Here is a 12404-nt window from a genome sequence, read left to right on the forward strand (position 1 = left end):
CGGACGACGCCTCGGCATAAGGTGGAGTCCATGACAGACCAGGCCCCAGCCGCAGCCACGGAGAGTCCGGACATTCCGGGCAAGCCCATCGCGGCGTCCCGTACGACCCTCAGCCACATCATGACCCACAACGACACCAACCTTCTGGGTACGGTGCACGGCGGGGTGATCATGAAGTTGGTCGACGACGCGGCGGGTGCCGTCGCCGGACGGCACTCCGGGGGGCCGGCCGTCACCGCCTCCATGGACGAGATGGCCTTTCTCGAGCCGGTCCGCGTCGGTGATCTGGTCCATGTGAAGGCCCAGGTCAACTGGACCGGCCGGACCTCGATGGAGGTCGGCGTGCGGGTACTGGCGGAGCGCTGGAACGAGTCCGCCCCGGCCACCCACGTCGGCTCGGCGTATCTGGTCTTCGCGGCCGTCGACGCCGACGGCAAGCCGCGCCGGGTGCCGCAGGTGATACCGGACACGGAGCAGGACAAGCGCCGCTACCAGGAGGCCCAGATCCGCCGCACCCACCGGCTGGCCCGCCGCCGGGCGATCATGGAGCTGCGGGAGAAGCGCGCCGCGGACGGATTCGAGGACTAGAAGATCTTCATCGATCTTCCAGGGATGCCGTTCGGGAGAGGGCGGCGGTTCAGGAGCAGCTCACCTCGTCGCCCCGCACCACCCCGAACTCGCCCTGACCCGGGTCCTCGGCCCGTACCTTGCGCACCTTGACGAAGTCGGCGCCCGCGATCACCTTCAGCGTGGCGCCCTGCCCCTTCACCGCGCGCAGCTCGCTGCCGGGCAGGGCCGCGGCGAGGGACTTCGCGGAGCGGTCCCAGCGGGGGTCGTAGGCGACGACCGTGCGCTTCACGTTCTGCTCGGCCGCGTTGGCCGGGACGCGGGTGGTGTTGAAGCCGGTCGCCGCCAGTGCCGCGTCCACACGCCTGCCGAGGCCCGCGGTCCGGGTGCCGTTCTCGACCTGGACGCGGATCTGCCGGGGGTCCACGGGCACCCGCTGTGCCGCGTCGGGGGAGCGGTGCCCGGAGAGCGCCTGATCCCGGCGGAGCGCGTCGAAGATGTGCCCGGCCTTCTCGGCGTCCCACTTCAGCGTCGATCCGACGCCCTTCACCGCGTATCCCATCTTCTCGATCGGCACCGTCGTGAACTCGGAGGAGGACGGCGAGAAGTTCCGCATCGCCCGGCCGAGGTCCAGCAGTTCACCCGTGCCGAAGCCCTTGTCCGCGCGGACCGAGCCGAGCACCGCCCGGGTCACGTCCCGGAACCTCATCGGGTTCAGCAGGATCCCGGAGGAGGTCGCACGGTCCACCAGCGCGGCCATGAAGTGCTGCTGGCGCCGCATCCTGCTGAGGTCGGAGGCGCCGTCGACATGCCGGGCCCGGACGTACTGCAGGGCCTCGCCGCCCTTGAGGGTGTGGCGGCCGGCCGCCAGGTCCAGGCCCGTCCGGCTGTCCTTGAGCCGCCGGTCGGTGCAGATCTCCACGCCGCCGACCACGTCGACGGTCTTCATGAAGCTGGTGAAGTCGACCTCCAGATAGTGGTCGATCTTCACGCGGGTCATCTTCTCGACGGTGCGCACCGTCAGCTGCGGCCCGCCCTCCGCGTACGCCGCGTTCAGCTTGACGGGGTGCGACGCATGCCGTTCGCCGCTCACGCGGTCGGTGTGCGGGGGCATCACGGCGTAGGAGTCGCGGGGCAGGCTGACCACGCTGGCGCGGTCCCGGTCCTCCGAGATGTGCACGATCATGATCGTGTCGGTGCAGTGGCAGGGCGCCCCGCCGAGCCGGTACTTCTCCCGCTCCTCCTTGCCGATCCGCTCGCGGCCGTCGGTGCCGACGAGCAGGATGTTCATGCCGTGGCCGGCCTCGGGCCGGTTCTTCATGTCGCGGAACGGGTCGACCCGGGTGATGTCCTCCTCGAGGCTGCTGAGCACCGCGTGCCCGATCCCCGCGGAGGCGAGCACCACGACCGACAGCGTGGTGACCGTGCGCATGACCCAGCGCGGCTTGCGGCGCGGGGGCACGGGCGGCCGCGGCCCCCGGCGGGACTGCCGCGGGGGGGGCTGGGGCGAGGTGCGGGGCCGGGGGGACCGCTGCGACGTGGGCAAGGGGGGCACCTCCGGACGACGGCGTGCGCGGGATCGGGAGCACCGTAGGCCGATACGATCTGCGGCCCGGCGCACAGCACCCCGGCGCGCGCAACCGTGTCCCCCGTTCGCGGTAACGTGAGCCCCCTATGAACGCCAATCCCGACGTGCGGCACCCCGCCGTTTCCGTGATCATGCCCGTCCTCAACGAGGAGCGGCACCTGCGTGGCGCCGTCCGCGCGATCCTCGCCCAGGAGTACGCCGGCGAGATGGAGGTCGTGATCGCCCTCGGTCCGTCCACGGACCGCACGGACGAGATCGCCGCCGAGCTCGTGGCCGAGGACCCGCGGGTGCACACCGTGCCCAATCCCACCGGCCGCACCCCGGCCGCCCTCAACGCGGCGATCAAGGCCTCGCGCCATCCGATCGTGGTCCGCGTCGACGGGCACGGGATGCTCTCCCCGAACTACATCGCCACCGCCGTGCGGCTCCTCGAGGAGACCGGTGCGCAGAACGTCGGCGGCATCATGCACGCCGAGGGCGAGAACGACTGGGAGCACGCCGTCGCCGCCGCGATGACGTCGAAGATCGGTGTGGGCAACGCCGTCTTCCACACCGGTGGCCAGGCGGGTGCCGCCGAGACCGTGTACCTCGGCGTGTTCCGGCGCGAGGCGCTGGAGCAGCAGGGCGGCTACAACGTGGAGTTCATCCGCGCCCAGGACTGGGAGCTGAACTTCCGCATCCGTGAGGCCGGCGGGCTGATCTGGTTCTCGCCGGAGCTGAAGGTGTCCTACCGGCCCCGGCCGAGCGTGCGCGCCCTGGCCAAGCAGTACAAGGACTACGGCCGTTGGCGGCACGTCGTGGCCCGCTACCACTCCGGCTCCATCAACCTGCGCTACCTCGCCCCGCCGACCGCGGTGTGCGCGATCCTGGCCGGCATCGTGGTGGGCGCGGTGCTCACCCCGTGGGGCTTCGTGGTGCCCGGCGGCTATCTCGCGGCGATCGTGGCGGGGTCCATACCCGCCGGCAGGGGACTGCCGCTGAAGGCGCGGCTGCAGATCCCGGTGGCGCTCGCCACCATGCACATGTCGTGGGGCTGGGGCTTCCTGACCAGCCCGCGCTCGCTGGCGAGGAAGGTCATCGCCTCCCGTCGCCCCGCCGTGCAGGCGGACGCGCCGGCCGCCTGACACCGCGACGTCCGCGGGGCCCCTTCCCGGCCGGGGAGGGGCCCTCGCGCGTTCACCAGGTGTAGGCGGGGTTGACGTGCATGCACGCCTCGTCGTCGGCCCCGTTGAGCGCGTTCGCCGACTCGGGGGTGGTGTTGTCCTCCTCGGGCTCCTTGTACGCCGTGCCCTCGCGCCAGTCGGCGCCCACCACGACGGTCACACCGGAGACGCCGGTGGACCGTTTCACCTGGCTCGCCGGGATGCCCAGGGCGTCGGCGACGCGCCGGGCGTCGCCCTCCAGGTCGGCGCTCGGGTAGCGCACGACCGTCCGCTTCTCGCTGAGCGCGCTGGTGGTGTCGGCGGTCGTCGCCGTGAAGCCCAGCTCCCTGAGCGCCCCGGCGACCGTGCCGGTCCGTCCGGGGGCGGCCGCGAGGGTGTCGGTGCGGGTGCCGTTGCGCACCTGGACGGCGATCTCGGCGTCGTCGGCGGCCGGGTCGGAGGGTGCCTCGTCCTTCTTGTCCTCCGGCTTCTCCGGCTTGGCGTCCTTGCCGTCGAGGGCGATGTCCTCGCGCACGAGACGGAACAGCTTCTCCGCGTCCTCGGTCGGCTCCACCCGTGCGCCCACGTACCGGTTGGGCATCGTCGTCATGGTGATGCGCTCCGGCTTCACCTTGCGCAGCTCGGTGCTCAGGTCGTAGAGCTTCTTCACGGTGTCGAGACCGGGGTCGACGGTGAGTGCCTCGGTGGCCTTCTCGGCCAGCTTGCGCAGCTTGTTGGGGCTGCTCAGGGTGGCGTTCTCCCGCAACTGGCGGACCAGCGAGTTCATGTACATGTGCTGGGCCCGGGCCCGGGCGAGGTCGCTGCCGTCCTCGAAGCCGTACCGGGTGCGCAGCCACTGCAGGGCCTGCTCGCCCTTGACGGGGTGGGTGCCCTTCTCGAGCTTCAGCCCGGAGCCGTGCCCCTGGCTGTCGCGTGAGTGGATGTTGGCGTCGACGCACACCGGGACACCGCCGACCGCGTCCGCCATGGACACCACGCCCGCGAAGTCGACCATGACGAAGTGGTCGATGTGGATGCCGGTGAGCTCCTGCCAGGTGGCCACGGTGCAGCCCGGACCGCCGTGTCCGAGGCTCTGGTTGGTCATCGTGCGCCCGTAGCTCGCCGGGTAGACCTCGCCGTCGTCCGGGTCGGTGCACTTGGGGATCTCGACCAGGGTGTCGCGCGGCATGCTGATCACGGACATGTTGGTCCGGTCGGCCGACAGGTGCACCAGCATCTGCACATCGGCGAGCGGGGTGGAGCCGAACGTCTCCCGGGCACCCCCGAGTTGCTGGTTCTCCTCGGTGTCCCGCGCGTCACTGCCGATGAGCAGGATGTTCAGCGGCGTCTGCCCGGCCGCGTTCGGCGTCGGCTCGGCGACCTTGTTGTCGCCCAGGTTCAGGGCGTCCTTCTTGATGTTGCCGTTCAGCTGCCGGTAGTAGAGGTAACCCGCCCCGGCAGCGCCGATTATGAGCAGGGCGAGGACCGCGGCCGACCACTTGAGCACCCGGCGCACGCGCCGCGGGCGGGGGCCGCTGTCACCGGCGGGCGGGCCGTCGTCCGGCCCCTCCTGGTGCTCCTTGTCACGGAGCGTCTCCCGCGTGGCGTTCTGCGTCACTGCCCCCGTCCTCCCCACCCCTGGAAACCCGTCGCCGCGGCCACGTCGGGCCGTCCTGCCTCCTGTTAGACGCACGAGGGGCCCGTCAGTTGCCCCACGTCGCGGAGCGAGTTCAACAAAAATTCGCCCCGCACGGGGAACGGGCCCTCCGCGCCCCGCAGGAGGCGCGACGGACCCGTCAGGCCACCCCTACTTGGCGCACTCGACCTTGTCGGCCGTGGACTTCTTGATGTCGTCGGGCGCCTTGTCCGGCGGCGTGAGCGACACACCGGCCCCCTTGAAGTCCTTGCCGAGGGTCAGCGTCATCGCGGGCACGCCCTGGGCGTTGGTGACGCTCTCGCCGGGCTTCATCGCCGACCCGGACAGTCCCAGGATCTCGGCCAGGCGGCGTGCCTGGTCGGCCTGGTCGGGGGCGTACTCGAGCGTCGTCTTCCCCAGCTCCGCGGGCGCGTTGCCCGCGTTCTCCGACTTGGTGACGCCCTGCTGGACCTGGAGCCAGCTGAGGGTCTCCTGCGCGCTGCCCGCGGGAGCGCCGCCGTTGAGGATCCGTACCCGGACCTCGGAGGCGGGTGCCTTCTCGCCCTTCAGCCGGGCGGCAACAGCGGCCTTCTCCTTCTTCTTCTGCTGCTTGACCTCGGTGAACGACACATCGTTCTTGATCAGGGAGAAGACCTCGGGAGCCTTGGCCTCGTCGAGGACGACGGTCGCCTTCACCTGCTCCGCCGGGTTGTCGATCACCGGGATGGTGGTGAAGGTGAGGTTCTTGACGTTGAGCTTGCCCAGCTCCAGACCGAGGTCCTTGAGCTTGTTGATGCTGTCCAGCGTGGAGTCGACGGTGAGGGCCTCGGTACCCGCCTCGGCGAGTTTGATCATCTTGGACGGGCTGGTGAGGGTGTCGTTGGACTTGAGCTTGCGCATCAGCGCGCTCAGGAACTGCTGCTGGAGCTCGATGCGGCTCAGGTCGCCGCCCAGGCCCACCGAGTGCCGGGTGCGCACGAACGCCAGTGCCTGCTCGCCCTCGATGGTGTGCGTGCCCTTGGGCAGCTTCAGGTGCGAGTCCGGGTCGTCGATGTCCTTCGCCAGACACACCTCGACGCCGCCGACCGCCGACGTCAGCGTCTTGACCGCGTTGAAGTCCGCCACCATGAAGTTGTCCGGCGTGATCCCGGTCAGCTCGGTCACGGTCCGCATCGTGCAGCTGGGCGTACGGCCGCCCTGGCCGAGGCTGGTGTTGAATCGGACGCCGGCGGAGCCCGGGATCACCTTCTGGCTGCCGTCCTCCTGCTGCGTCGGACAGTCGGGGATGTCGACTATCAGGTCACGCGGGATGCTCAGCGCGGTCGCGTTGGAGCGGTCCTTGGAGACGTGCAGCAGGATCGTGGTGTCGGCGTGGCCGGCGCTGCCCTTGTCGCCGTAGCCCTCGTTGCCCGAACCGGTGCGCTTGTCGGTGCCGATCAGCAGGATGTTGATCGCTTCGTCCTTCTTGAAGCCACCGGTGCCGGCGCCGTCGTCGGAGACGGACGTGATGTTGTCGTTCAGGTGTTCCAGATACAGATAGCCGCCCACACCGACGGCCAGCACCAGGAACGCCATGGTGCCGCTGGTCCACAGCAGGACCTTCTTGACCTTGGAGTTCTTCTTCGCCGGCCGGCGACCGCGCCGGCCCGGCGGCTCCTCCGGCACACCACGGCGCCTGCGCTGCGGCGGCACCTCCCGGCCGGGCGTCTCCCGCCCGGGCGTCGCACGGCCGGGACGCTCGGAGGAACGGCCCGGCGCCGACGGACGCCGTGCGCCCGGGGGGCGGGGGCCGCGCGGGCCGGGGATGGGCGACTGCGGTGCGGAAGGGCCCAGTCGCAGTTCGTATTCACCCGTGTTCGGATTGAGCACCCACTGATCTGCGGGATCGATGTTCTCTCCCCGCCCACGGCTTTGCGCGTCCACGGTCGCTCGAATCCTCCGTCGGGGCCACGCGGCGCCTTTCCCCTCCCAGGCGCTCGGGTCTCGGTCACACAGTGCGTTTCTCAGGACGGGCCTGAGGGAACGGACGCACCGGAGCGCTCACACTAACGGTCCTGATCCGCTCCGGGCGACGCCGGTGACGAATTCCACGTCCTCACAAGGGGGCATTCCACCCATTTCCCTGGACAAGGGTGCGCAGGTGCGGAGTTGGATTGGTGCAGCCTTTACATACAGGAGTCCTCGGCGGCGGTGTTCCCCGGGAAGGTCGGGGCGGGAGAACTGCTGCCGGAGGGCTTCCCCGATTCCCTTTCCGTGGCCTTTTCGTCACGTTCCGTGTCGACGGTCACGGGTGCGTCCGTGCGCAGCCGCTCGAACAGTTCTTCCGCCGCGGGCTGCGCGAGCTGGTCACGATTGACGTCCCCGATGTACGACTCACGCGGCACGGTCAGGAATTGCACGTCCTGCGTGGGGATCTCACGCAGGCCGCGCACGAGTTCGTACAAACCACGCAAGCTGGCCAGTTCCGGGTCGGTGGTGAGCGAGGAGGTGGCCGCGTCCAGAACGGGATACAGCTTCACCGGATTCAGCAGAACGTCATTGCTGCGCACCTTGTTCACGAGCGCGCCGAGGAACCTCTGCTGGCGTTCCATCCGGCCGGTGTCGCTGCCGTCGCCGAGGGTCTTGCGAGCACGGACATAACCGAGCGCCTGCTCCCCGCTCAGCGTCACCCGCCCCGCCGGGAGTTTCAGTTCCGCGTCCTTGTCGTCAATGGGCTCGCGCAGGCACACCTCGACGCCGTCCACCGCGTCGACCATGTCCTTGAAACCCTCGAAGTCCACGACGACGTGATGGTCGACGCGGATGTCCGTGAGTTTCTCGACCGTGCGGATGCTGCAGGCGGAACCGCCCACCTCGAAGGCGGAGTTGAACGCGGTGAACATCGGTGCGGAGCGCGATCCGTCCGGGCGGCGGCAGCCGGGCACCTCCACCATCAGGTCCCGGGGTATGGACACCGCGGTGGCGCTGCGCCGGCCCGCCGACAGATGCAGCAGGATCACGGTGTCCGAGCGCTCGGTCCCCGGATCCCGCCCGTAGCGGCGGTTCTCCGCCCCGGAGCGCGAATCGGAGCCGATGAGCAGGATGTTCCGGGCGTCCTTGACGAGCGAGGTGGGCCGGTCCTCCTCGAACCGCGCGAGTTCGGCCGCCGCCGCCTCGTCCGGGGTGATGTTCCCGTCCAGCTTCAGGTACACCGCCCACCCGGCGCCCGCCGCGGCGACGAGTACGACGGCCACCGTCAGCCCGGTGCCGTGCGCCCAGCGCCGCCGCCTGCGACGGGTACGGCCCCGCCCGCTCGGCGAGGACCCCGTTCCCGTGCCCGGGGCGCGCCCGGACCCCGGCTGTCCGGAGGGCGCGCCTGCGGTGTCGCTCATGGCCGGGTCCACCCCTCACTGCGTACGGGACCAGGACGGCGTACGGGTGTGGTGCGTGCCGCTGACTACGACGATGACCCGAATACGCGGGGCGTGGGGGGTGGTGTTGCGCCGAACGGGGGCTGGTGGGCCTCTCCGGGGCGGCGGGGGCGGACGGAGTCTTCCCCGGGGCGGCGGGGTTGGTGGGGCCCTCCCCGGGGCGGCGGGGGTCGGCGGTCTTCCCCCGGGGCGTCGGGGGTGGACGGGGTCCTCTCCGGGGCGGGGTTGGTGGGGCCCTTCCCTGAGCGTCGGGGGCTGGCGGGGTCTTCCCCCGGGGTGGCGGGGGTGGACGGGGCTCTCTCCGGGGTGGCGGGGTTGGTGGGGCCTCCCCGGGGCGGCGGGGGCGGACGGGGCCCTCCCTGGGGCGGCTGGGGCTTCAGTCGGGGGTCATCCGGCGATGACCGTCACCCGCTCGCTCTCCACCCGCTTGTCCAGGGCCTCCTTGCCGAGACGGTCCGGATTCCGGCACAGAACCACGGAGCCGCCGGTCGCCAGCGGTCCGTACAGACCGGAGTTCAGGCCCTCCCAGGTGTCGAACGGCAGCCCCGACAGGATCCGTGAGCCGGGACCGGTCAGCCCGAGCTCCGGCGCCTCCGCCCGGGCCCGCTCCACCACCTCGGCCCCGGTGAACTCCCGCCCCGCCACGATCAGCGCCGGCTCCTCCGGGTCGACGGGCGCGTACGGCACGAACCGGTCGCCCTGGCCCGGCACCTCCACGGCGTAGTCGGCGAAGCCCTCCGGCGGCTGCGGGAAGCGTCCGCCGAGCGGCCTGAGGGCCAGCGCGATCCGCGGTCCCGAGCAGGCCCGCGCGGCCTCCAGCGACTCCGGCTCCGGACCGCTCACCGCGACATCGGCGGCCGCCGCATCCCCGGCCACGTCGGCGATCACGCCCACCGACGCGCACGCCAGCAGCCACACCGCCGTCTGCCAGTGCGCGGGCAGCAGCAGGGCCACCCGGTCGCCGGGTTCGACGGACAGTTCGTCCTGGAGGAGGTTGGCGGTCTTGGCCACCCAATTGGCGAAGGTGGCCACGGACAATTCGACACGTTCGCCCGTGGCGTCGTCGTAGAAGGTCACCAGGGGGCGTGCCGGGTCCGCGGCGAGCGCGGAACTCAGCAGGTCGGCAGGGGTGCGATCGGTGGCGTTCACCCGGGCAAGCGTACGCGGGACCGTCCCCGCGCACCGTCCCCGCACGCCACCGGTTCGGAGGAACGGCGTCCGACGGTCCGTCACATGCCCGATGGACAGATTTGTATGACTATGTCCAAGATCAGGGGCATGCGTGGAATTCTTGCTTCCTCAATCGGTGTCACCTGCGCCGCCGCCCTCGCCCTCCCGCTCGCCCCGCCCGCCACCGCGGCGGCCGCGAGACCGGCGCCCACGGCAGAAGCGGCCACGCGCGCAGCGGTGACGGCCCCGCCCGACGTGCCCGGCAGCACCCAGTCGCTGCCCCTGCGGCCCCTCACCCACGACCGCGCCTCCGGCGCCGCCGTCCACGGCCTCGCCCCCCGGGCCGTACGGCACTTCTCCCTCCTCGGCGTCGTCTGGGACGACCCCGCCCGCGAACTCGCCGGCCGCGTCCAGGTCCGTACCCGCTCGGCCGCCACCCGGGACTGGTCCGTCTGGCAGCACGTCGAGACCCACTACACCGACCACGGGGCCGATCCGGGGAGTTCGGAAGCCGCCTCGGGACGGGTGCGGGGGGCCACGGCTCCCCTGTGGGTGGGGGAGTCGGACGGGGTGGAGGTCCGGGTGCGGCCCGAACCCGATGAACCGGGCGCCGGTTCCGACGACTCCGCGACCCGGGAACCGGGCGTCGGTGAAACCCCGGAGCTGCCGTCCGGGCTGCGGCTCGAACTCATCGACCCGGGTGACGCCCACGCCGCGGACCCGCGCGAGGCCGTCGACGGCCGTACCGGCCCCATGACCGCGGAGGCGACCGCCGCCTCCGCGGCCAACGCCGGACTCGCGGCCCTCGGCGCCGCCGAGATCCCGGAACTGGACGGCGAGCGGACCCGGCGGGAGTACCTCGCCCTGCGCGGGGCCGAGCTGACCGAGGAACAGCGGGCCAAGCCGTACATCGGGCCGCGCCCCGCCATCGTCACCCGGCGGGGGTGGGGAGCCGACGAGGGCCTGCGGGAAGGCGGGTTCGTGTACACGAGCAAGGTCAAGGCGGCCTTCGTGCACCACACCGCCTCCGGCAACAACTACTCCTGCTCGCAGGCGCCTTCGCTCATCCGCGGCTTCTACCGCTACCACGTCAGGAGCCTGGGCTGGCGGGACATCGGCTACAACTTCCTCATCGACAAGTGCGGCCGGATCTACGAGGGCAGGGCCGGCGGAGTGGCCAAGCCGGTCAAGGGCGCCCACACCCTCGGGTTCAACAGCAGGACGACGGGGATCGCGGTGATCGGTTCCTACGGCTCCAAGAAGCCGTCGTCCTCCGCGGTGAAGGCCGTCGCCCGGCTCACCGCGTGGAAACTCGGGCTGCACGGCAAGAATCCGCGCGCCAAGACATACCTGACGTCCGGGGGTGGCAATCTCTACCGAAAAGGCAAGAAGGTACGACTGAACGTGATCTCCGGTCACCGGGACGGGTTCAACACCTCGTGCCCAGGGGGGAAGCTGTACAAGAAGCTCGGCACCGTGCGTTCCACGGCGGCCCGCTACCAGGGGCGCTGAGGCCGGCCGCGCTTCTTCCTGCCGGAGAACGGGCTGCGGAACGGTCTGCATACACTGGCCGGCCGAAAGACAGTTCGGCCGGTCCCGGCAGGAAGCAGAGACGACAGGTGACAGAAGCGATCCTCCTGGTCGGCGGCAAGGGCACACGGCTGCGCCCGCTCACGGTGCACACGCCCAAGCCCATGGTCCCGGCGGCCGGGGTGCCTTTCCTCACGCACCAGCTGGCGAGAGCCAGAGCGGCGGGCGTCGAGCACATCGTCCTGGCGACGTCCTATCTGGCCGAGGTCTTCGAGCCGTACTTCGGTGACGGCTCGGCGCTGGGGCTGCACATCGAGTACGTGACGGAGGAGGAGCCGCTCGGTACGGGCGGTGCCATCCGCAATGTCGCGTCCCGGCTGCACTCGGGGCCGGACGACCCCGTGCTCATCTTCAACGGGGACATCCTCACGGGGCTGGACATCCGGGCGCTGGTGCGGACGCACGGGACGACGGGGGCGGACGTCTCGCTGCACCTGACGAAGGTGACCGATCCGCGGGCGTACGGGCTGGTCCCGACGGACGACACGGGGAAGGTGCTCGCCTTCCTGGAGAAGCCGCAGACGCCGGAGGAGATCGTCACCGACCAGATCAACGCGGGGGCCTACGTCTTCCGGCGGTCCGTGATCGACACGATCCCGGCGGGGCGGGTGGTGTCGGTGGAGCGGGAGACGTTCCCGGGGCTGCTGGCGGCGGGCGCGCATCTGCAGGGGATGGTCGACTCGACGTACTGGCTGGACCTGGGGACGCCGGCGGCGTTCGTGCGGGGCTCGGCGGACCTGGTGCTCGGGCGTGCGCCGTCGCCCGCAGTGCCCGGCCGCTGCGGTGACCGGCTGGTGCTGCCCACGGCGACCGTGGCGCCCGACGCGAAGCTCGCGGGCGGGACGGTGGTGGGCGAGGGCGCGTTCGTGGCGGAGGGCGCGCGCGTCTTCGGGAGCACGATCCTGCCGGGGGCGGTCATCGAACCGGGCGCGGTCGTCACCGACTCACTGATCGGGACGCGGGCGCGGGTGGGTGAACGGTCGGTGCTGACCGGCACGGTCATAGGTGACGGCGCGGTCATAGGCGCCCACAACGAACTGCGCGAGGGCGTCCGCGTCTGGTGCGACGCCCGCATCCCCGCGGGCGCCGTCCGCTTCTCCTCGGACCAGTAGCGGCTGCGGGGCGGTGGTCGTATGCCTGCGGCGCAGCTGCGGGTGCGGTGGGGGTGCGGGTAGCGCCTACGGGTGGTGGGTGGTGCGGGGGTGGGGTGGGGGTGTCCGTCCTCGGACTGGCGCGATGGGGCTTGTTGGTGGGGGTGCGGGGTGCGGACGCGCCAGCCACTGCGGGCGGACACCCCCACC

At 71.4% G+C, this 12404-nt stretch carries 9 protein-coding genes; 4 read left to right on the forward strand and 5 right to left on the reverse strand.

Translation table 11 applies throughout. The features are described from left to right. Window positions 1-30: 30 nt before the first annotated feature. Entirely contained in the window at window positions 31-588 is a 558-nt protein-coding gene (locus tag ACZ44S_RS25605; RefSeq protein WP_466932855.1) for an acyl-CoA thioesterase, read from the forward strand. Between the two features lie 49 nt (window positions 589-637). On the opposite strand, the gene ACZ44S_RS25610 is transcribed toward ACZ44S_RS25605, so the two are convergent. Beyond that, window positions 638-2113, reverse strand: coding sequence for an LCP family protein (locus ACZ44S_RS25610; protein WP_466932857.1), 1476 nt, complete (start codon window positions 2111-2113; stop codon window positions 638-640). A gap of 128 nt (window positions 2114-2241) precedes the next feature. Here ACZ44S_RS25610 and ACZ44S_RS25615 point away from each other — a divergent pair, with 128 nt between their 5' ends. Next, complete coding sequence (locus tag ACZ44S_RS25615) at window positions 2242-3279, forward strand: glycosyltransferase family 2 protein (protein ID WP_466932859.1); 1038 nt, start codon at window positions 2242-2244, stop codon at window positions 3277-3279. 52 nt (window positions 3280-3331) lie between these two features. Here ACZ44S_RS25615 and ACZ44S_RS25620 read toward each other — a convergent pair whose 3' ends face one another. The 4 genes from ACZ44S_RS25620 to ACZ44S_RS25635 form a co-directional block, all read right to left on the reverse strand. After that, window positions 3332-4915, reverse strand: coding sequence for an LCP family protein (locus ACZ44S_RS25620; RefSeq protein ID WP_466932861.1), 1584 nt, complete (start codon window positions 4913-4915; stop codon window positions 3332-3334). Window positions 4916-5104: 189 nt separating this feature from the next. Beyond that, window positions 5105-6856 carry an LCP family protein gene (locus tag ACZ44S_RS25625; RefSeq protein WP_466932863.1) on the reverse strand — a complete coding sequence of 584 codons (1752 nt, stop codon included), beginning with the start codon at window positions 6854-6856 and terminating at the stop codon, window positions 5105-5107. 242 nt (window positions 6857-7098) lie between these two features. Further along, on the reverse strand, window positions 7099-8304 hold the full coding sequence (locus tag ACZ44S_RS25630) for an LCP family protein (protein ID WP_466932865.1): 1206 nt from the start codon (window positions 8302-8304) through the stop codon (window positions 7099-7101). A gap of 426 nt (window positions 8305-8730) precedes the next feature. After that, window positions 8731-9492 carry a TIGR03089 family protein gene (locus ACZ44S_RS25635; protein ID WP_466932867.1) on the reverse strand — a complete coding sequence of 254 codons (762 nt, stop codon included), beginning with the start codon at window positions 9490-9492 and terminating at the stop codon, window positions 8731-8733. Window positions 9493-9621: 129 nt separating this feature from the next. Here ACZ44S_RS25635 and ACZ44S_RS25640 point away from each other — a divergent pair, with 129 nt between their 5' ends. Beyond that, window positions 9622-11025: a peptidoglycan recognition protein family protein gene (locus ACZ44S_RS25640; protein WP_466932869.1), complete on the forward strand. Its 1404-nt coding sequence runs from the start codon at window positions 9622-9624 to the stop codon at window positions 11023-11025. A 107-nt stretch (window positions 11026-11132) separates the two neighbouring features. Beyond that, window positions 11133-12215, forward strand: a complete 1083-nt coding sequence (gene manB, locus ACZ44S_RS25645; protein ID WP_466932870.1) for a mannose-1-phosphate guanylyltransferase — start codon at window positions 11133-11135, stop codon at window positions 12213-12215. Window positions 12216-12404 lie beyond the last annotated feature (189 nt).

This window comes from Streptomyces malachitofuscus, from assembly GCF_055571035.1.